This window comes from Pseudomonas sp. B40(2017), from assembly GCF_002112855.1.
Taxonomy (GTDB): Bacteria; Pseudomonadota; Gammaproteobacteria; order Pseudomonadales; family Pseudomonadaceae; genus Aquipseudomonas; species Aquipseudomonas pharyngis.
Genome location: NZ_NEIT01000002.1, coordinates 202,826 through 223,026, shown reverse-complemented (window position 1 = coordinate 223,026; position 20,201 = coordinate 202,826). Strand labels below are relative to the sequence as shown.

Annotated in this window: 18 protein-coding genes and 1 riboswitch; of the genes, 9 read left to right on the top strand and 9 right to left on the bottom strand. The window is 61.8% G+C overall.

Features of this window, described 5'->3' with window-relative positions; translation table 11 throughout:
• Complete coding sequence (gene madM, locus CAF76_RS04595; protein WP_007953314.1) at positions 1-765, top strand: malonate transporter subunit MadM; 765 nt, start codon at positions 1-3, stop codon at positions 763-765.
• Positions 766-966: 201 nt separating this feature from the next.
• Here the strand turns inward: madM and CAF76_RS04590 are convergent, their stop codons facing one another.
• Complete coding sequence (locus CAF76_RS04590) at positions 967-1,887, bottom strand: LysR substrate-binding domain-containing protein (protein WP_085646958.1); 921 nt, start codon at positions 1,885-1,887, stop codon at positions 967-969.
• A 142-nt stretch (positions 1,888-2,029) separates the two neighbouring features.
• On the opposite strand from CAF76_RS04590, the gene CAF76_RS04585 reads away from it, so the two are divergent.
• On the top strand, positions 2,030-2,647 hold the full coding sequence (locus tag CAF76_RS04585) for a hemolysin III family protein (protein WP_011336351.1): 618 nt from the start codon (positions 2,030-2,032) through the stop codon (positions 2,645-2,647).
• On the opposite strand, the gene CAF76_RS04580 is transcribed toward CAF76_RS04585, so the two are convergent.
• On the bottom strand, positions 2,644-3,555 hold the full coding sequence (locus CAF76_RS04580; protein ID WP_085646957.1) for a LysR family transcriptional regulator: 912 nt from the start codon (positions 3,553-3,555) through the stop codon (positions 2,644-2,646). The two genes, CAF76_RS04585 and CAF76_RS04580, sit on opposite strands and share 4 nt — an antisense overlap.
• 108 nt (positions 3,556-3,663) lie before the next feature.
• Here CAF76_RS04580 and CAF76_RS04575 point away from each other — a divergent pair, with 108 nt between their 5' ends.
• Together CAF76_RS04575 and CAF76_RS04570 are read left to right on the top strand one after the other, a co-directional pair.
• On the top strand, positions 3,664-4,905 hold the full coding sequence (locus tag CAF76_RS04575) for a D-amino acid dehydrogenase (RefSeq protein ID WP_085646956.1): 1,242 nt from the start codon (positions 3,664-3,666) through the stop codon (positions 4,903-4,905).
• 41 nt (positions 4,906-4,946) lie between these two features.
• Positions 4,947-5,849 (top strand): transporter substrate-binding domain-containing protein, encoded by a 903-nt coding sequence (locus tag CAF76_RS04570; protein ID WP_085646955.1) that lies wholly within the window; start codon positions 4,947-4,949, stop codon positions 5,847-5,849.
• A 4-nt stretch (positions 5,850-5,853) separates the two neighbouring features.
• On the opposite strand, the gene CAF76_RS04565 is transcribed toward CAF76_RS04570, so the two are convergent.
• Positions 5,854-6,573 (bottom strand): 16S rRNA (uracil(1498)-N(3))-methyltransferase, encoded by a 720-nt coding sequence (locus tag CAF76_RS04565; RefSeq protein ID WP_085646954.1) that lies wholly within the window; start codon positions 6,571-6,573, stop codon positions 5,854-5,856.
• A gap of 136 nt (positions 6,574-6,709) precedes the next feature.
• On the bottom strand, positions 6,710-8,116 hold the full coding sequence (locus tag CAF76_RS04560) for an adenosylmethionine--8-amino-7-oxononanoate transaminase (RefSeq protein WP_085646953.1): 1,407 nt from the start codon (positions 8,114-8,116) through the stop codon (positions 6,710-6,712).
• Between the two features lie 223 nt (positions 8,117-8,339).
• On the opposite strand from CAF76_RS04560, the gene CAF76_RS04555 reads away from it, so the two are divergent.
• The 3 genes from CAF76_RS04555 (at position 8,340) to CAF76_RS04545 (ending at position 11,511) form a co-directional block, all read left to right on the top strand.
• Positions 8,340-10,118 (top strand): flavin monoamine oxidase family protein, encoded by a 1,779-nt coding sequence (locus CAF76_RS04555; protein ID WP_085646952.1) that lies wholly within the window; start codon positions 8,340-8,342, stop codon positions 10,116-10,118.
• Between the two features lie 215 nt (positions 10,119-10,333).
• On the top strand, positions 10,334-10,885 hold the full coding sequence (locus tag CAF76_RS04550; protein WP_085646951.1) for a cytochrome b: 552 nt from the start codon (positions 10,334-10,336) through the stop codon (positions 10,883-10,885).
• 32 nt (positions 10,886-10,917) lie between these two features.
• Positions 10,918-11,511, top strand: a complete 594-nt coding sequence (locus CAF76_RS04545; RefSeq protein ID WP_039768113.1) for a YceI family protein — start codon at positions 10,918-10,920, stop codon at positions 11,509-11,511.
• A gap of 138 nt (positions 11,512-11,649) precedes the next feature.
• Here the strand turns inward: CAF76_RS04545 and CAF76_RS04540 are convergent, their stop codons facing one another.
• The 4 genes from CAF76_RS04540 to ahcY all read right to left on the bottom strand — a co-directional run bounded on the left by CAF76_RS04540 (position 11,650) and on the right by ahcY (position 17,143).
• Positions 11,650-13,515, bottom strand: coding sequence for a DEAD/DEAH box helicase (locus CAF76_RS04540; protein ID WP_085646950.1), 1,866 nt, complete (start codon positions 13,513-13,515; stop codon positions 11,650-11,652).
• Between the two features lie 222 nt (positions 13,516-13,737).
• Positions 13,738-14,550: an ABC transporter substrate-binding protein gene (locus CAF76_RS04535; RefSeq protein WP_039767962.1), complete on the bottom strand. Its 813-nt coding sequence runs from the start codon at positions 14,548-14,550 to the stop codon at positions 13,738-13,740.
• Positions 14,551-14,698: 148 nt separating this feature from the next.
• Complete coding sequence (metF, locus tag CAF76_RS04530; RefSeq protein WP_085646949.1) at positions 14,699-15,544, bottom strand: methylenetetrahydrofolate reductase [NAD(P)H]; 846 nt, start codon at positions 15,542-15,544, stop codon at positions 14,699-14,701.
• A gap of 189 nt (positions 15,545-15,733) precedes the next feature.
• Positions 15,734-17,143 carry an adenosylhomocysteinase gene (gene ahcY / locus CAF76_RS04525; RefSeq protein WP_039767963.1) on the bottom strand — a complete coding sequence of 470 codons (1,410 nt, stop codon included), beginning with the start codon at positions 17,141-17,143 and terminating at the stop codon, positions 15,734-15,736.
• A 23-nt stretch (positions 17,144-17,166) separates the two neighbouring features.
• Positions 17,167-17,265: riboswitch (S-adenosyl-L-homocysteine riboswitch) on the bottom strand.
• Positions 17,266-17,462: 197 nt separating this feature from the next.
• On the opposite strand from ahcY, the gene CAF76_RS04520 reads away from it, so the two are divergent.
• Together CAF76_RS04520 and CAF76_RS04515 are read left to right on the top strand one after the other, a co-directional pair.
• Positions 17,463-17,870 carry an acyl-CoA thioesterase gene (locus CAF76_RS04520; RefSeq protein ID WP_011336338.1) on the top strand — a complete coding sequence of 136 codons (408 nt, stop codon included), beginning with the start codon at positions 17,463-17,465 and terminating at the stop codon, positions 17,868-17,870.
• Between the two features lie 73 nt (positions 17,871-17,943).
• Positions 17,944-18,849, top strand: a complete 906-nt coding sequence (locus tag CAF76_RS04515; RefSeq protein ID WP_085646948.1) for a formate/nitrite transporter family protein — start codon at positions 17,944-17,946, stop codon at positions 18,847-18,849.
• On the opposite strand, the gene CAF76_RS04510 is transcribed toward CAF76_RS04515, so the two are convergent.
• Positions 18,850-20,115 carry a sodium:proton antiporter gene (locus CAF76_RS04510; RefSeq protein ID WP_064600020.1) on the bottom strand — a complete coding sequence of 422 codons (1,266 nt, stop codon included), beginning with the start codon at positions 20,113-20,115 and terminating at the stop codon, positions 18,850-18,852.
• Positions 20,116-20,201 lie beyond the last annotated feature (86 nt).

The window sequence follows — 20,201 nt, the reverse complement described above, 5'->3', positions numbered from 1 at the left end:
ATGTGGGATCTCATTGAAAAAGGTCTGGAACACAACGGTCTGATCACTGCCTTTGCCTTCGTCGGCGTGATCATGTGGGTCTCGGTGATTCTCTCCAAACGCCTGACCTTCGGACGGATTCACGGCTCGGCGATTGCCATCGTCATCGGCCTGGTGCTGGCCTGGGTCGGCGGCACCATGACCGGCGGGCAGAAAGGCCTGGCGGACCTGACGCTGTTCTCCGGCATCGGCCTGATGGGTGGCGCGATGCTGCGGGATTTCGCCATCGTTGCCACCGCATTTGAGGTGCAGGCCACCGAGGCGAAGAAGGCCGGGATGATCGGCGTGATTGCGCTGCTGCTGGGCACGATCCTGCCGTTCATTGTCGGTGCGTGCATGGCTTACGCGTTCGGTTATCGCGATGCGGTGAGCATGACCACCATCGGCGCGGGTGCGGTGACTTACATTGTCGGCCCGGTGACCGGTGCGGCGATTGGCGCGACGTCGGATGTGATGGCGCTGTCGATTGCCACCGGGTTGATCAAGGCGATTCTGGTGATGGTCGGCACGCCCGTGGCGGCGCGCTGGATGGGCCTGGATAACCCGCGCTCGGCGATGGTGTTTGGCGGGCTGGCCGGGACGGTGAGTGGCGTGACGGCGGGGCTGGCGGCGACGGATCGGCGGTTGGTGCCTTATGGGGCGTTGACCGCGACCTTCCACACCGGACTTGGGTGCCTGCTTGGGCCATCGCTGCTGTTCTTCATCGTTCGCGGGATTGTTGGCTGAACGTCAAAAGCCCCTCACCCTAACCCTCTCCCGGAGGGAGAGGGGACTGACCGAGTTGGATGGGTCAGCTTTATCGACCTGAAATTTCCGTGTCGAACTCAGGACTCGAAACCGATGGAGATCTGCTCCCTTTCCCCCTCGCCCCCTTGGGGGAGAGGGCTGGGGTGAGGGGGTAAGCTCTTGATCTTGATCTGCTCTTGATCAAACCCCAGTCTGGCGATTCGCATACATCCGACACTCCGCCAACAACGCCAGCAAATTCGGGTCCCGCTCTTTAGCCTTCAGAAACACCACCCCGATGTGCTGCTGCAACCGGTACTTCTCCTGCAGCGGAATCAGCTTCACCCGGTTCTCGTACACCGCCGCAATCCTCCCCGGCAGCAACGCGTAACCGACCCCGGAACTGACCATGCTCAGCAGGGTGAAGATGTCGTTGACCTGCATCGCCACCTTCGGCTCGAACCCCGCCTGCCTGAACACCCGAATACCGTCCTGATGGGTGGCGAAGCCTTGGGTCAGGGTGATGAAGGTTTCGTCGCGCACCTCCGCCAGGTCCACTTCGCTGCGCTGGGCGAATCGCGAATCGGCCGGGGTGGCGAGGAAAATGTCGTCGGAAAACAGTGGAATCTGCTCGCAGTCCGGGTCGTTGACGGTGTCGTCCAGCGACACCAGGATCGCGTCGACTTCCATGTTTTTCAGCTTGTAGAGCAGGTCGATGTTCGAGCCGAGGATCAGGTCGATGTTGAGTTCGCTGCGGCGGATCTTCAAACCCATGATCAATTGCGGCACGGTCTTCACCGTCAGCGAATACAGCGAGCCGAGCTTGAATCGCTCGGCCGAGAACCCGGCGGCTTCGCGGGTCAGGCGCACGCTTTCGACCACGTCCTGAATCAGCTTCTGCGCCCGCTCCTCGAGCACGTAGGCGCTTTCCAGCGGTGTCAGGTTGCGCCCTTCGTGTTTGAACAGCGGACAGCGCAGGGCGCTTTCCAGCGAATGGATCGCGCGGTGCACGCTGACGTTGCTGGTCTGCAACTCGGCGGCGGCGCGGGCGAGGTTGCCGGTGCGCATGAAGGCGAGGAACACCTCGAGTTTCTTCAGGGTCAATTCTTCGTCGATCAGCATGGCGCGGACTCTTCTTGGTATCGCTCGATTGTGCCCAAATATCAGGACAGGTGCCTGCCTGCGTTGAACGGAAACATTGCGCTTTTACGCTCAAGGCCCGAGCCTTGCGCGTTGCGGTAAATGAAATCGAGGTGTGCGACACATGTATCACGGAGAAAAACTGAACGCCTGGACGCATCTGGTCGGTGCGGTAGCGGCGTTTGTCGGGGGCGTCTGGATGCTGGTGATCGCCAGCCTCGACGGCAGCCCGTGGAAGATCGTCAGCGTGGCGATTTATGCCTTTACGTTGCTGGTGCTCTACAGCGCGTCCACCGTGTACCACAGCGTGCGCGGGCGCAAGAAAGCGATCATGAAGAAGGTCGATCACTTTTCGATCTACCTGCTGATCGCCGGCAGTTACACGCCGTTCTGCCTGGTGACCCTGCGCGGGCCGTGGGGCTGGACGCTGTTCGGGATTGTCTGGGGGCTGGCGCTGATCGGCATCCTGCAGGAGATCAAGCCACGCTCGGAGGCGCGGATCCTGTCGATCGTGATCTACGCGGTGATGGGCTGGATCGTGCTGGTGGCGGTCAAGCCGCTGATCGCAGCGCTCGGGACGGCGGGGTTTGCCTGGCTGGCGTCGGGCGGCGTGCTGTACACCGTGGGGATCATCTTCTTTGCCCTCGACCATCGGTTGCGGCATGCCCACGGGATCTGGCATCTGTTCGTGATCGCCGGGAGTTTGCTGCACTTTGTGGCGATTCTGTTTTACGTCCTTTAAGCGCCTATCAGTCGGCCGAGTTGTTCGCTGGCGCGCTGACTGAAGATCTGCAGCAAATCATTCAGCGTATGTGGCGGTGGTTCGGTGGCGCGAGTCACCGCGTACAGCGTGATCGGCAGCGGCGGGGCGAGAGGGCGGATAGTGGTGGTGGCCGATGAGGCACCCAGCGCGGTGAACGGATCGATCACCGCGACCCCGGCGCCGGACTCCACCATCGCTCGCGCCAGCGAATACGTCTGCACGGCGATCCGCACACGCGGCGGCGGTTCAACCGCTTCGAGATAACTATCGAGGCGGGCGGCCAGCGGGTCGGCGCTGGACAGTCCGATCAGCGGCGCCCCGGCCAATGCCATCAGCGGCAACGGCTGACCGGAGTCTTTCTCCGGCCAGTAACCTTTGGGCGCCAGCGCCACCAGCACCCCCGATGCCAATGCCTGGGCCTTCAGCCCCGGATGGTCCGGCAGCTGCAACGTCAGCGCCACGTCCACTTCGCGCATCAGCAGGTTCTGCATCAGCTCGCGGCTGTGGGCGCTCGACAGTTCGCAGGCGATGTCCGGGAACTGCGCGGTCCACTGCTGGATCGCTGGAGGCAGCAACGACAGCGCCAGCGCCGGGGTCGCGCCGATCCGCAGGCTGTGGCCGGGTTCGCGGCGCAGGCTCTGGGCCAGACGCCGCACGCCTTGCAGGCTTTCGGTGACCTTATCGACTTCACGCTCCAGCTCCAGCGCTTCCGGGGTTGCCTGCAACTTGCCGCGCACCCGCAGAAACAACGGAAAGCCCAGTTGCTGCTCGGCGTGCTGCAAGACCTTGGTCACCGCCGGTTGTGAGACATGCAGCAATTGCGCAGCGGCGCTGATCGAGCCGGTCTGGCGGATGGCCTGGAAAATCTCGATGTGACGAAGGCGCATGGCGATCCCATAACCTTTGTTTATAGGCCTGGCATCTTTATTCATTGTTCGGCGCCTGTCACCTCACCCTAACCTTGGCCTCGTCTTCAAGAACGGTTAAGGACAGACATGGCTCAGCGTGTGTGCATCATCGGCGGCGGCGTGATCGGGTTGGCAACGGCCTGGGCGCTGGTGCGCGACGGCTTCGAGGTGACGGTGGTCGAGGCGCGGCAGTCGCTGGGCAGCGAAACCAGTTTTGCCAACGGCGGCCAGTTGTCCTATCGCTACGTCGCGCCGCTGGCCGATGCCGGCGTACCGTTGCAGGCAATCGGCTGGATGCTGCGCGGCGATTCACCGCTGAAATTGCGCCCGCGCCTGGACCCGGCGCAGTGGCGCTGGATGGCCTCGTTTCTCGCCGCGTGCCGCACCTCGGTCAACCGCGAAAACGCCGCGCATCTGTTGCGTCTGGCGTTGTTCAGCCAGAGCACCCTGAAACGCTGGCGTGAGGACGACGGGCTCACCGGTTTCAATTGGCGGCGCAACGGCAAACTGGTGACCTTCCGCAACGCCGCCAGCTTCGAGCATGCACGCAAAGGCCTCGCCGATCCGCAGCAACAGCAGGTGTTGTCCGCCACCGAATGTGCGCAACTTGAACTGGCACTGGCCGATGCGCCGTTTGTAGGCGCGATCTACACGCCGGATGAGGAAGTCGGCGACTGTCATGGCTTTTGCCAGCAGTTGGCGGCGCGCTTGAAGGCGTCGGGTCGCTGCGAGTTTCGTCTCGGTCAGGCAGTCACCGGCATTCGCCATAGTCACGGCGCCGTCACGGCCATTGAACTTGGCGAAGAGACCCTGCCGGTCGAACAACTGGTAATCGCCGCCGGCCATCGCAGCCCGTTGCTCGCGCTGCCCGGCCTGCGCCTGCCGCTGTATCCGCTGAAGGGCTACAGCCTGACCGTGCCGATTGGCAAAGTGCATCGAGCACCGGACGTGAGCATCACCGACTACGACCGCAAGATCGTCTACGCGCGTATCGGCGAACAACTGCGCGTGGCGGCAATGGTCGACATCGTCGGTTTCGACCCGGCGGTGGACCCCGAGCGGCTGGCGCTGATCAAGCGCCAGGCCCGCGACACCTTTCCCGACGCCGGCAACTACGATGCGGCCGTGGAATGGGCCGGCATGCGCCCGGCCACCCCCACCGGCGTTCCGCTGTTGGGCGCCACGGCGTATCGCAATCTGTGGCTCAACCTCGGCCACGGTGCGCTGGGTTTCACCCTGGCCTGCGGCAGCGGGCAGTTGCTCAGCGAACTGATCGGCGAGCAGCGCACATCCATTGATCTGCACGGGTTCAATCCCCGTGCGGCGTGACGGTTTCTGCTAAAACACCCCACCCACAACGGAGAATAACAATGCAAAAAATCACGTTGCTCGGCTGCACTCTGGCGCTGGTTTTCGGCGCTCAGGCGCAGGCCAATGAAGTGCCGCTGACCGGTACGCTCGGCAAGATTGCCAGCACCAATAGCATCACCCTGGGTTATCGCGATGCGTCGGTGCCGTTTTCGTATGTGGGCGATCACACCGGGCAGCCGATGGGGTATTCGGTGGAACTGGCAGGCAAGATCGTCGAGCGCATCCAGCAGCAACTGGCGCTGCCGGAACTGAAGGTGAAGTACAACCTGGTGACGTCGCAGACGCGGATTCCGCTGGTGCAGAACGGCACGGTCGACCTTGAATGCGGCTCCACCGGGGTAACCGCCGAACGGCAGAAGCAGGTCGCGTTCTCCTACGGTTTCATCTACGTCAAAGGTCAGCTCCTGACTGCCAGGGACAGCGGCATCCACAGCTTCGACGATCTGCGCGGCAAGAACGTGGTGACCACCGCCGGCACCACCAACGAGCGTTATCTGAAGAGCTACAACCTCGACCACAAACTGAACATGTTCGTCATCAGCGCCAAGGATCACGGCGAGGCATTCCAGATGCTGCAATCGGGGCGCGCGGCGGCATTCTACATGGACGATGCGTTGCTCTACGGCGAGCGGGCCAAGGCACGCGATCCGCACAACTGGGTCGTGGTGGGGGAGGAGCAGTCGCGGGAAATCTACAGCTGCATGGTGCGCAAGGATGATCCGCAGTTTCTTGCGCTGGTGAACGGCGTGTTGGCCGACCTGTACAGCTCGGGGGAGATCAACGGGATTTACCGCAAGTGGTTCGAGCAGCCGATCCCGCCGAAGGGCTTGAACCTTGAATTCCCGATGACCGGCGAACTCAAGGCAATCATCGCCAGACCAACCAGTGATCCGGTGCAGTGACGGGTTAGAAATCACCCCACAGTTGCTGCGCTACCGCCAGTGCCACAACCGGCGCGGTCTCGGTGCGCAGCACGCGCGGGCCGAGGCGGGCGGCGTGGAAGCCGTTGTTCTTGGCCTGCTCGACTTCGGCGTCGGACAAACCGCCTTCAGGGCCGATCAGGAACGCCAGCGTTGATGGCTTGGCATGGCTGACCAGCGGCTCGGCCACCGGGTGCAGCACCAGTTTCAGTTCGGCTTGCGTCTGTTTCAGCCAGTCGGCCAGCAACAGCGGTGGATGAATCACCGGCACCCGCGAACGACCGCATTGCTCGCAGGCGCTGATCGCCACCTGACGCCAGTGCAGCAGGCGTTTGTCGGCGCGTTCGTCCTTGAGGCGGACTTCGCAGCGCTCGCTGAAGATCGGGGTGATTTCAGTCACGCCCAGTTCGGTGGCTTTCTGGATCGCCCAGTCCATCCGCTCGCCCCGGGACAGGCCCTGGCCGAGGTGGATGTGCAGCGGTGATTCGACCTGGCCGGCGAACTGCTCGTCGATCTGCACCACCACGCGCTTCTTGCCGACTTCCACCAGCGATCCGCGAAACTCATGGCCGGAGCCGTCGAACAACTGCACCGCATCGCCTTCGGCCATGCGCAGCACGCGGCTGATGTAGTGCGCCTGGGCTTCCGGCAGTTCGTGTTCGCCAGTGCTCAGCGGGGCGTCGATAAAAAAGCGGGACAGTCTCATGGTGGGTCTCTTTAAGTAGATCGTTCCCACGCTCTGCGTGAGAATGCCTCATTGGACGCTCTGCGTCCGCTTTTGGGACGCGGAGCGTCCTTGGCTGCATTCCCACGCGGAGCGTGGGAACGAGTACGAGTCATGCTTAGCCCGGATCACGAAACCCGGGATGAAAATCCTTCGGCACCGCCACGCTGACGCTGTCACGAGTGGCGATGTCGATGCCTTCGCTGGCGACTTCGGCGAGGAAGTCGATCTGCTCCGGGGTGATCACGTACGGCGGCAGGAAATACACCACGCTGCCCAGCGGGCGCAGCAACGCGCCACGCTCCAGCGCATGCTGGAACACCTTCAGGCCGCGACGTTCCTGCCACGGATAAGCCTCTTTTGTGGCTTTGTCCTTGACCATCTCGATCGCCAGGACCATGCCGGTCTGCCGCACTTCCGAAACATTCGGATGATCCACCAGATGCGCCGTCGCCGACGCCATGCGTTGAGCCAGCGCCCGGTTGTTCTCGATCACGTTGTCCTGTTCGAAGATATCCAGAGTCGCCAGCGCCGCCGCACAGGCCAGCGGGTTGCCGGTGTAGCTGTGGGAATGCAGGAAGGCGCGCAGGGTCGGGTAGTCGTCGTAGAACGCGCTGTACACCTCGTCGGTGGTCAGGCACGCGGCCAACGGCAGATAGCCACCGGTCAGGGCTTTCGACAGGCACAGGAAGTCCGGGCGGATGCCGGCCTGTTCGCAGGCGAACATCGTTCCGGTGCGGCCGAAGCCGACGGCGATTTCGTCGTGGATCAGGTGCACGCCGTAACGGTCGCAGGCCTCGCGCAACAGCTTGAGATACACCGGGTGGTACATGCGCATGCCGCCGGCGCCCTGGATCAGCGGCTCGACGATCACCGCAGCGACGCTGTCATGGTTTTCCGCCAGCGTCTGCTCCATCGCCGCGAACATGTTGCGCGAGTGTTCTTCCCAGCTCATGCCCTGCGGGCGCAGGTAGCAATCCGGGCTCGGCACCTTGATGGTGTCCATCAGCAGTGCTTTATAGGTTTCGGTGAACAACGGCACGTCACCGACTGACATCGCCGCCATGGTCTCGCCGTGGTAGCTGTTGGTCAGGGTGACGAAGCGTTTCTTGTTCGGCTGGCTGCGGTTGAGCCAGTAGTGAAAGCTCATTTTCAGCGCGACTTCGATGCAGGACGAGCCGTTATCGGCGTAGAACACCCGGTTCAGGCCCTCGGGCGTCATCTTCACCAGACGCTCGGACAGCTCGATCACTGGCTGATGGCTGAAACCGGCCAGAATCACGTGTTCCAGTTGATCGACCTGATCCTTGATGCGCTGGTTGATGCGCGGGTTGGCGTGGCCGAACACGTTGACCCACCAGGAGCTGACCGCATCCAGATAACGCTTGCCTTCGAAGTCTTCGAGCCAGACGCCTTCACCGCGCTTGATCGGGATCAGCGGCAGCTGTTCGTGGTCTTTCATCTGGGTGCAGGGATGCCACAGCACCGCGAGATCGCGTTGCATCCACTGGTTGTTCAGGCCCATGTTCAGTCTCCTCGAGGCGGCTCGCGTCAGGCGCGGGCAAACAATCGCGCAAGCCTATGCAATGCATCGCGCCGGAACAACCCATTGTGTCGATTGAGCTACTTTGTATGGGCCGATAGACGTCGCTGGCGGCGTTTTGATGGCTGACGTATTCTTCGCGGTTCTTTGGGTCGTCTGACCCGCAAAACTGCTTTTTCCTACGTGTATTTCCGGAGTTCGCTGAATGTCTGTCGGTTGGCTGCGCGCCTGTGCGCTGGTGGTGTTGGGGCTGTTCAGCGTTACGGCGCTGGCCAAGGATAAAACCGCAATCGTGATCGGCGGCGGCCTGTCGGGCCTGACGGCGGCTTACGAACTGCAGAACAAGGGCTGGCAGGTCACGCTGCTCGAAGCCAAGCCGAGCCTGGGCGGTCGCTCGGGCATGGCCACCAGCGAGTGGATCGGCAACGACAAGACTCAACCGGTGCTGAACAAGTACGTTTCGACGTTCAAGTTGAGCACCACGCCGGCCCCTGAATTCGTACGGACCCCGGGGTACCTGATCGACGGCGAGTATTTCTCCGCCGCCGACCTGACCGCCAAACAGCCTGCCACGGCTGAAGCGCTGAAGCGTTACGAGAAAACCCGTGACGATCTGGCGCGCTCGATCGACGATCCGCAGAACCCGGCGGCGACCAACACCCTGCACGCCCTGGATCAGATCAACGTATCGAGCTGGCTCGACAAGCAGAACCTGCCGGCCACCGCACGTCAGCTGATCAACCAGGATATCCGCACCCACTACGACGAGCCTTCGCGCCTGTCGCTGCTGTACTTCGCGCAGCAGAGCCGGGTGTATCGCGGTGTGTCCGACCGTGACCTGCGCGCTTCGCGTCTGGTCGGTGGCAGCCCGGTGCTGGCCCAGGCCTTCGTCAAACAGCTGAAAACCATCAAGACCAACTCGCCAGTATCTGCCATCACCCAGGACAAGGACGGCGTGACCGTCAAGGTCGGCAGCGTCGGCTACCAGGCGGATTACGTGGTGCTGGCGGTGCCGTTGCGCGCCCTCAACAAGATCCAGCTGACCCCGGCGCTGGATGCCCAGCACCTGGCCGCGATCAAAGGCACCAACTACGGCTGGCGTGACCAGATCATGCTGAAGTTCAAGACGCCGGTATGGGAAAGCAAGGCGCGGATGTCCGGCGAGATCTATAGCAACACTGGCCTTGGCATGTTGTGGATCGAGCCGGCCCTGAAGGGCGGCGCGAACGTGGTGATCAACCTGTCCGGCGACAACGCCCGCGTCATGCAGGCCTTCGGCGACAAGCAGATGGTCGATCAGGTGCTGATTCGCCTGCACACGTTTTATCCACAGGCCCGTGGCTCGTTCACCGGTTATGAAATCCGTCGCTACAGCACCGATCCATCGACCGGTGGTTCCTACCTGGCCTTCGGCCCTGGCCAGATCAGCAAATACTGGCGCCTGTGGGAGCGTCCGCTGCAGCGCGTAGCGTTTGCCGGCGAACACACCGACACCTTGTACCCGGGCACGCTGGAAGGCGCACTGCGCACCGGTCAGCGTGCAGCCAGTCAGGTTGAAGACCTGGCGGCGGGCAAATCCTTCGAACCGGTCAAGGTCGGCCCGGCAGCGGCCACCGCCGCAGCGGCGGGTGCGGGCGCGGCAGTAGCGGCGAAGAAAGGCAACTTCTTCACCAACCTGTTCGGCGGTTCGGACGACGACAAGAAGCCAGAGCCAGTGAAAGCACCAGAGCCGGCACCTGCTCCAGCCGCTCCAGCGCCTGCACCGGCTCCGGCCCCTGCGCCAGCCCCGGTGGAAGCACCGAAGCCAGCGGCCCCGGTGAAAGCCGAGCCGGCGAAGAAAGCGGCAGCCAAACCAGCAGCGAAGAAACCGGCGGCCAAGACCGAGGCGAAAAAAGCCCCGGCCAAACCTGCAGCGAAAAAGGCTGAGCCGGCGAAGAAGCCAGCGGCCAAACCGGCGGCAACCACCGAGACCAAAGCGCAGTAAGGCTTTGCGGTGAATGAAAAAGCGCGGCTTTCAAGCCGCGCTTTTTTTTGCGTGGGATTCACAACATCCCGCCACACTTTTGTCTTTAATCTTTCCTTAACTCCCCTGTTCAAGACTCTTGATCGTATTTCTCGATATTTCAAAGCAAAATTTTCCGCTTTAATTCGATAGATAACTCGCTAGTCTTGGTTCGCAGTTCTCACAGGATTTGGGCAATGCAGCTACGTAACTCTTCTTCGCGCTACGGTTGGGTCAGCATCTTCATGCACTGGGGTGTGGCGCTGGCGGTCTTCGGGCTGTTCGCGCTCGGTCTGTGGATGGTGGGGCTGGATTACTACAGCACCTGGCGCAAAGACGCGCCGGATCTGCACAAGAGCATCGGTCTGGTGCTGCTGGGTGTGATGGTGTTGCGGGTGTTGTGGCGCTTTGTCAGCCCACCGCCGCCAACGCTCCAGAGCTACAGCCGCATGACCCGCATCGGCGCCAAGTTCGGCCATGGGTTTCTCTACCTTGCGCTGTTCGCCGTGATGATTGCCGGTTACCTGATTTCCACCGCAGACGGTGTCGGGATTCCGGTGTTTGGCCTGTTTGAAGTTCCTGCACTGGTTTCCGGACTACCGGATCAGGCAGATACCGCCGGTGTGATTCATCTGTACCTGGCATGGGCGCTGGTAATTTTTTCCGGCCTTCATGCGTTGGCAGCATTGAAGCACCACTTTATCGATCGTGATGCGACCCTGACACGAATGCTGGGACGCAAAGCCTGATGTTCAACCTCGACTCCAAAGGAAAACAAAGCATGTTGAAAAAGACTCTGGCCGCTCTGGCAATCGGCTCTGCCGTCCTGTCCGCCAATGTGATGGCCGCTGACTACGTAGTCGACAAAGAAGGCCAGCACGCCTTCGTCGACTTCAAGATCAGCCACCTGGGCTACAGCTACATCACCGGTACCTTCAAGGACATCAGCGGCAAGTTCAGCTTCGATGCTGCCAAGCCTGAAGACAGCAAGATCGAGTTCGACGTGAAGACCGCCAGCGTGTTCACCAACCACGCCGAGCGTGACAAGCACATCTCCAGCAAAGACTTCCTGGACGTGGGCAAATACGCTGATGCCAAGTTCGTCTCCACCAGCGTCAAGTCCACCGGCAAGAACGCCGATGGCAAAGACACTGCCGACGTGACGGGTGACCTGACCCTGCACGGCGTGACCAAGCCGATCGTGGTCAAGGCCACTTTCCTGGGTGAAGGCAAGGATCCATGGGGCGGCTACCGTGCCGGCTTCGAAGGCACTACCAGCATCAAGCGTTCTGATTTCGGCAAGATGATGGACCTGGGTCCACAGTCTGACAAAGTCGACCTGTACATCTCGTTCGAAGGTGTCAAAGCGAAGTAATTTTCGCCGGCCATACAAAAACGCCCCCGGTCTTGCGATCGGGGGCGTTTTTTATTGCCTGCCGCCACTTTCGTTTCAGCGGCGCACAAAAAATGCCCCGGTTTTCAGGCCGGGGCATTTTTCATTGCAGTCGAAAACTCAGCGATTGCGGGTCAGCAAGGCCGGTTTTTCACCGCGTGGGCGGCTTGGCAGTTGATCCAGCTGCTCAGGCGTCGGGAAGCGGTCGGCTTTCGACTCCTTGTGCATGATCTTCGGGCCACTGCTGCGCGGGTTCTGCACGGCCGGTTCAGCGCGCTGCTGATCGTCACGGGCCGGGCGGCGGTTGCGCGGATTTTCATCGCGACGACCCTGGCCGTCACGCGGAGCACCGTTGCGTGGGCCACTGCGTTTGCCTGGCGGGGTGCCGGTGCTCGAGCCGTTGCTGTTGCGCGGGCCGTTCTGGCGACCTTGCGACTGACCGCCGCGTGGTGCGCCCGAACCTGCGCCTTGCGCCGGAGCGCCTGGACGACGGTTGCGACCACCGGCCGGAGCCTGCTTCGGCACGTAATCAACGCGGTTACCGAAGTTATCGATATCGTCGTCGAGGAATTCGTCCGGAGCACGGTCAGCAGCGGCGCGTGGCGGCTGGCTTGGCTGGCGTTGTTCGCGGGCCGGGGTGCCTTCACGCGGCTTCTGTTGACGGGTTGGACGCTCGCCACGTTCGCCGGCCGGTTTTTCCTTGCCCTTGTCTTTGCCTTTGTCTTTACGACCGCCGCCACCGCCGCCATTCGGGCCGTCGCCGCGTGGGCCACGGGCATTGCGCGGGTTGCGCATGTCCGGACGTTCACGGGCTTCCGGCTTCTCGGCTTCGATGGTGCTGGCATCGAAGCCCATCAGGTCGCCGTCGGCGATTTTCTGCTTGGTCATGCGTTCGATGCTTTTCAGCAGTTTTTCTTCGTCCGGCGCGACCAGCGAGATCGCCTCGCCCGAACGACCGGCCCGGCCGGTACGGCCGATACGGTGCACGTAGTCCTCATCGACGTTCGGCAGTTCGAAGTTGACCACGTGTGGCAACTGGTCGATATCCAGGCCACGGGCGGCGATGTCGGTGGCAACCAGGATGCGCACTTCACCGGCCTTGAAGTCGGCCAGGGCTTTGGTGCGGGCGTTCTGGCTCTTGTTGCCGTGGATCGCCACAGCCGGCAGGCCGTGTTTGTCCAGGTACTCGGCCAGACGGTTGGCGCCGTGCTTGGTACGGGTGAACACCAGCACCTGTTCCCACGCGCCGGCGGTAATCAGGTGGGCCAGCAGCGCACGCTTGTGGCTGGCCGGCAGACGGAAGACGCGTTGTTCGATGCGCTCGACCGTGGTGTTCGGCGGCGTCACTTCGATGCGTTCCGGGTTGTGCAGCAGCTTGCCGGCAAGATCCGTGATGTCTTTGGAGAAGGTCGCAGAGAACAGCAGGTTCTGGCGTTTGGCCGGCAGGCGCGCGAGGACTTTCTTCACATCGTGGACGAAGCCCATGTCGAGCATGCGATCGGCTTCGTCGAGCACGAGAATTTCGACGTGGGACAGATCGACGCTGCCCTGGCCGCACAGGTCGAGCAGTCGACCGGGGCACGCCACCAGCACGTCAACGCCACGGGACATGGCCTGAACCTGCGGGTTCATGCCGACGCCGCCGAAGATGCACGCGCTGACGAATTTCAGGTCGCGGGCGTAGATCTTGAAACTGTCGTGAACCTGCGCCGCGAGTTCGCGGGTAGGGGTCAGCACGAGCACGCGCGGTTGGCGCGGGCCGTGACGCTGGGATTTGTCCGGGTGACCGTTGGGAAACAGCCGCTCCAGGATCGGAAGGGCGAAACCGCCGGTTTTACCAGTACCTGTCTGAGCCGCAACCATCAGGTCGCGACCTTGCAACACGGCGGGAATGGCCCGCTGTTGCACCGGAGTAGGCTCGGTATAGCCCGCATCTTCGATAGCGCGGACCAAAGCCTCGGAGAGACCGAGGGAAGCAAAGGACATGAGTAATCCTGTTTTAGTTAGGGCTTGGCCCAATGGGAGTCTTGCCTGGCGCGAATGGCGTTTAAGAGGACGCAATCCCGTCCGGTCCTGCTGCGGTTCCGAAGGCACGTCCGGAGCGCTCGCGCGGGCTGAAAAGCTGCGCTGTAGCGGGTCGGGAGGCCTGTTACGGTTCCGGGCGTCCGGGCGTGAGCCTGGCGGGAACGCCGGAGTATAACAGAGCAATCACTGCGCGCCGCTTTCCTGCTGCTCAACGGTTTTGCCGCTGGCGGTGGCGTTGCCCAGCGGTGCCGCCAGAGCGGGGGCTGCGCCGTAGCGAGCGCTGAGCTCGGCATAGGCCGGTTCGCGCTTGAAACGCTTGAGTTCGGCGCCGAAGCGCTGCACCAGCAAATCCATCCCCGCATTGCGTCGCACGGCCAGAAACTGGCTCTGACGGCTGATGACCGTGGGGTTTTCAGTGATCTGGTTGCGGATATCCAATTCATCGAGCAAATGCTGGCCCACGCGGCGGTCGGTGATCAGCAGGTCGATGCGCCCGCGCACCAGTTTGCCGAAGTTGGCTTCGTGGGTTGGGGCCGGCTCGCGGGTGAATAACGTTGATTCGCGAAAATCGGGGCTGTACAGGTAGCCCGGCGACGTACCGATGGTCAGGCCCTTGAGGTCTTCGAGGCTGCGAAAAGGGTGCGGGCGGTCGTTGGCGTAAAACATCACGAACTCGACGTCCGACAGCGGTTCGCTCGGATAGAGCAGGGTGGCGTCGCGTTCGTCGCTGTGGAAGATGTCCAGCGCGCCGTCGGCCTGGCCGGTTTCGAGCATCGACAGGCAGCGTTTCCACGGCAGGAACTGCCATTCGACTTCGATGCCCAGGCGCTTGAACACGATGGCGGTGGTTTCGTAGTCCAGTCCGAGGTTCTTGCCGTCTTGTTCATAGACGTACGGCGCCCACGGTTCGGTGACGATACGCAGCTTCTCGCCCCGAGCGGCAAAGCTCAGGCAAGCAAAAACCAGCACGGCGAATAACTGCGTGATCAAAGGCATGGCTTGAGATTACGACGAGAAACGGCAAAGAGCCAGAAACTGGCCGCAGAAGCTCTGTTTCGGGCGTTTAAAAGCAAAAGATCGCAGCGGCGAAAGCGCTGTAGGCACTGTCGTGGCTGCGATCTTCTGGTTCTGCGGTTACGTCTTTTTAGCGCGGCAGCTTCAGGTTGTTCCAGATCGCCAGGCTCGGTTCGGCCTGGTTCATGGAATAGAAGTGCAGGCCGGGCGCGCCGCCTTGCAGCAGGCGTTCGCACATTTCCGTGACCACTTGTTCGCCAAAACGCTGAATGCTTTGGCTGTCATCGCCGTAGGCTTCCAGCTGCTTGCGAATCCAGCGCGGGATTTCCGCACCGCAGGCGTCTGAGAAGCGCGCGAGTTTGCTGTAGTTGGTGATCGGCATGATCCCCGGCACGACCGGAATGTCCACGCCCAGCGCCTGCAAACGGTCGACAAAGTAGAAGTAGCTGTCGGCGTTGAAGAAGTACTGGGTGATCGCGCTGTCGGCGCCGGCACGGGCTTTGCGCACGAAGTTGGCGAGATCGTCCTCGTAGTTGCGCGCTTGCGGATGCATTTCCGGGTAGGCGGCGACTTCGATGTGGAAATGATTGCCGGTTTCTTCACGAATGAATTCAACCAGTTCATTGGCGTGACGCAGCTCGCCGCTGGTCATGCCCATGCCGGACGGCAGGTCACCGCGCAGGGCGACGATGCGCTTGATGCCGGCGGCCTTGTACTCGTTCAGCAGGCCGCGCAGGTCGCCCTTGCTGTCGCCGACGCACGACAGGTGCGGGGCGGCGGGGATTTTGACTTCGCTTTCCAGCTGCAACACGGTGTTCAGCGTGCGGTCACGGGTCGAACCGCCAGCGCCGTAGGTGCAGGAAAAGAAGTCGGGGTTGTAGGTGGCCAGCTGACGGGCAGTGGCGAGCAGTTTTTCATGCCCAGCATCGGTCTTGGTCGGGAAGAACTCGAAGCTGTAGCGACGGTCTTGGGACATGGAGGGGACCTCCAGCTACAAGCTGCAAGCTTCAAGCTGCAAGAGCAGCGGAGGTGCGCTGGTCTCTTGTGCCTGAAGCTTGCGGCCTGACACTGTTTTGACAAATAGGGGCAGAGCTTTCGGGCTTCGCGCGGCAAGCCCGGCTTGTGGCCTTGCTTGCCGCTTGAAGCTTGAAGCTCGCAGCTGCTCTTAGTAGCGGTAAGCGTGCGGCTTGAACGGGCCTTCGACGGTCACGCCGATGTAGTCAGCCTGTTGCTTGGTCAGTTGAGTGACCACGCCGCCGAAGCCGCGAACCATTTCCAGGGCCACTTCTTCGTCGAGTTTCTTCGGCAGTACTTCAACGGTCAGGCGCTCGGCTTTCTGGGCTGGCGACAGGTCGGCGTACTTCTGGCCGAACAGGAAGATCTGCGCCAGCACCTGGTTGGCGAACGAACCGTCCATGATGCGGCTCGGGTGACCGGTGGCGTTGCCCAGGTTCACCAGACGGCCTTCGGCCAGCAGGATCAGGTAGTCGTCGTTCTGTGGGTCGAACGAGCCAGCACCGGTACGGTGGATCTTGTGTACCTGTGGCTTCACTTCTTCCCATGCCCAGTTCTTGCGCATGAAAGCGGTGTCGATTTCGTTGTCGAAGTGACCGATGTTGCAGACAACGGCGCGCTTCTTCAGGGCTTTGAGCATGTTTGCGTCGCAAACGTTGACGTTACCGGTGGTGGTCACGATCAGGTCGATCTTGCCCAGCAGCGCTTTGTCGATGCTCGCTTCAGTGCCGTCGTTGATACCGTCGATGAACGGCGAAACCAGTTCGAAACCGTCCATGCAGGCTTGCATGGCGCAGATCGGGTCGACTTCGGAGACTTTGACGATCATGCCTTCCTGACGCAGGGACTGGGCCGAACCCTTGCCCACGTCACCGTAGCCGATGACCAGCGCTTGCTTGCCGGACAGCAGGTGGTCGGTACCGCGCTTGATGGCATCGTTCAGGCTGTGACGGCAGCCGTACTTGTTGTCGTTCTTGGACTTGGTCACCGAGTCGTTGACGTTGATGGCCGGGATTTTCAGCTCGCCCTTGGCCAGCATGTCCAGCAGACGGTGCACGCCGGTGGTGGTTTCTTCGGTCACGCCGTGAACGCGGTCCAGAACCTGTGGGTATTTCTTGTGCAACAGCTCGGTCAGGTCGCCGCCGTCGTCGAGGATCATGTTGGCGTCCCATGGCTGGCCATCCTTCAGGATGGTCTGCTCCAGGCACCACTCGTACTCTTCTTCAGTCTCGCCTTTCCAGGCGAAAACCGGGATGCCGGCAGCGGCGATGGAAGCGGCGGCCTGGTCCTGAGTCGAGAAAATGTTGCAGGACGACCAGCGCACTTCGGCACCCAGGGCAACCAGGGTTTCGATCAGCACGGCGGTCTGAATGGTCATGTGGATGCAGCCGAGGATTTTTGCGCCTTTCAAAGGCTGCTCGGAAGCGTACTTGCGGCGCAGACCCATCAGGGCCGGCATTTCCGATTCGGCGATAATGGTTTCGCGACGGCCCCAGGCAGCCAGGGACATGTCGGCAACTTTGTAATCGTTAAAATCGGCAGGCGTGATAACAGCGCTCATGAAGAGCCTCCATTCGTAATGTATGCGAATGGGCGCCGTTGTGCGTTTAGTGTCCGGCCTGAGCCGGTCAACGCCCCATCCGAGCCTGACAGGTTGAACCTGCTGCAGCGCCCCTCGGACAGGTGGCGGGAAAACGGTAGCAAGTGAACGTTACCGTTTTGAAACGGGGGCGATTATAGCCGTCTAGACTGATCTTCCAAAGGGTTTCTGTCGGCCAGATGAAGATCGCCAATCGCGACCATAGTAGAAGCCTCATGGAGCATGACCGCTCAGTCTGCCAAGATGGCGCCATCATTCGGCAAGACGCTCAGGAGTGAAGATGAATTTCCACACCCGCAAGTGGGTAAAACCCGAAGACCTCAACCCCAACGGCACCCTGTTCGGCGGCAGCCTGCTGCGCTGGATCGACGAAGAAGCCGCGATCTACGCCATCGTTCAACTGGGCAACCAGCGTGTGGTGACCAAGTACATTTCCGAAATCAACTTCGTCAGCGCCTCGCGCCAGGGCGACATCATCGAACTGGGCATCACCGCCACCGAGTTCGGCCGCACCTCGATCACCCTGACCTGCGAAGTGCGCAACAAGATCACCCGCAAGAGCATCCTGACCGTCGAGAAGATGGTCTTCGTCAACCTCGGCGAAGACGGCCTGCCGGCGCCGCACGGGCGAACCGAAATCAGGTACGTCAAAGACCAGTTCAAGGATGACGTGCCCGTTACCGAGTAATCGCGTCACACCGGCGAACGGAAGCCGAGCGGCGCGTGTCGTAGCCTTATGACCCCGCCACCGGTTTCCCGCCATGACCACACCAACAGACGGCAAGACCCCCGACCTCTCGGCCAAGGAACAACACGAAGTCGAGAAAAACCAGCCGCCCCGGGCGGCGGTCCTGCATGAAATCATCCGCAAACAAGGCGACCAGGAACTGGAGCGCAGCATCGCCGCGCTGTGGTGGTCGGCGCTGGCAGCCGGGCTGACCATGGGCCTGTCGCTGATGGGCATGGGCCTGCTCAACTCGCGTCTGCCCGACGGCGACGAATTCAAGGTGATCGCCAGCTTCGGCTACTGCGCAGGCTTTCTCGCGGTGATTCTCGCCCGCCAGCAACTGTTCACCGAAAACACCCTGACCGCCGTGCTGCCGGTGATGACCAAGCCGACCCTGGCCAATTTCGGCCGGTTGATCCGGCTCTGGACCGTGGTGCTGTTCGGCAACCTGTGCGGGACGATTCTGGTGGCGTACGTGATGCTCGAACTGCCGATCTTCGACAGCAAGACCGACGAGGCCTTCCTCGAAATCGGCCGCAAGGTCATGGAGAACCATGCGAGTCAGATGTTCGCCAAGGGCATCGTCTCGGGCTGGATGATCGCCACCATGGTCTGGATGATCCCGTCCATGGAAAGCGCGAAGATGTGGATCATCATCCTCATCACCTATCTGATGGCACTGGGCGATTTCACTCACATCGTGGTGGGGTCGGCGGAGGTGTCGTATCTGGTGTTTGCCGGCGAGTTGCCGTGGAGTGACTTCTGGGCGGTGTTTGCCGGGCCGACGCTGGCGGGAAACATCATCGGCGGCAGTTTCATCTTTGCCCTGATCAGTCATGCGCAGATCCGCAGTGAAAGCGGTGCGCCGAAAGAAACGGATGCGCCGAAGGAATCTGCGGATCAGGCCGAAAAGCCCGATCCGCAGCGGATCAAGAAATGATCAATGGTGCGCGGGCTCGGCAGCGGTCGCCGGCTCATCGCGGGTTGCGTGCTTGACCAGTTTGCCGATGGTCAGGCCCTGCAACAGGATCGACGACAGCACCACGATGTAAGTGATGCTCAGCAGCAGATCGCGCTCCGGGCCCAACGGCAGGGCCAGGGCCAGTGCCACCGAAACACCGCCGCGCAATCCGCCCCAGGTCAGGATCCGGATCGTGCCGCGCGGCACCGTGCGCCAGCGCCGCAGCAAGACGATGGCCGGGGCCACGGTGAGCAGGCGCGACAGCAGAATCGCCAGCGCCAGCAAACTCGCCGCCGCCACGTGCAGCCAGTTGAACGGCAGCAGCAACAGCTCCATCCCGATCAGCGCGAACAGCAACGCGTTGAGCATGTCGTCGAGCAATTCCCAAAAACCGTCGAGGTATTTGCGCGTCATGTCGTTCATCGCCAGGTTGCGACCGAGGTTACCGATGATCAGCCCGGCGACCACCATCGCAATCGGCGCCGAGACATGCAGCTCGGTGGCCATCGCCGAACCGCCAATCACCAGCGCCAGGGTCAGCATGACTTCGATCTGGTGCTGCTCGATGCTCTTGATCATCAGGTACACCAGATAACCGATCAGCCCGCCGAACAGCACGCCACCGATGGCTTCATGAGCAAACAGCATGGCCGTGGCGCCGATAGTCGGGGTTTCGCCCAGTTGCGCGATGCCCAGCAGCACGGTGAACACCACCACGGCGGTGCCGTCGTTGAACAGCGATTCGCCGACGATGGTGGTCTTCAGCGGCTTCGAGGCATTGGCCGTACGCAGCACGCCGAGGACCGCAATCGGGTCGGTCGGGGAAATCAGCGCGCCGAACAACAGGCAGTAGAGGAAGCTCACGTGCCAGCCGAACAGGGCAAAAATGTAATAGGCGAGGCTGCCGATCACGGCGGTGGCGATCAGTACGCCGAAGGTCGCCAGCAGGCCGATCGGCCAGCGATAGCTGCGCAGGTCGTTCAGGTTCACGTGCAAGGCGCCGGCGAACAGCAGGAACGACAGCATCCAGTTCATCAGCAGATCGCCGAAGTCGATCTGGCCGATCAGTTGCTGCACGCGCTCTTCCAGACCGGGGTAACCGAGCAGGCTCAGGCCTTGCAGCAACAGGGAAAACATCAGTGCGGTAACCATCACGCCGATGGTCGGAGGCAGGCCGATGAAGCGGAAATTCACAAAGGTGAGGAGGGTGGTGAGGCAGATGAAAGCGGCGACGAGTTCAAGCATCCGGGGTCCTTTGGATGGGGGGTGAAAAGACAGCGCGCCCATTCATGGACGCAAGGGTTGGATGGGCTGACGCCGGGTGGGGACAC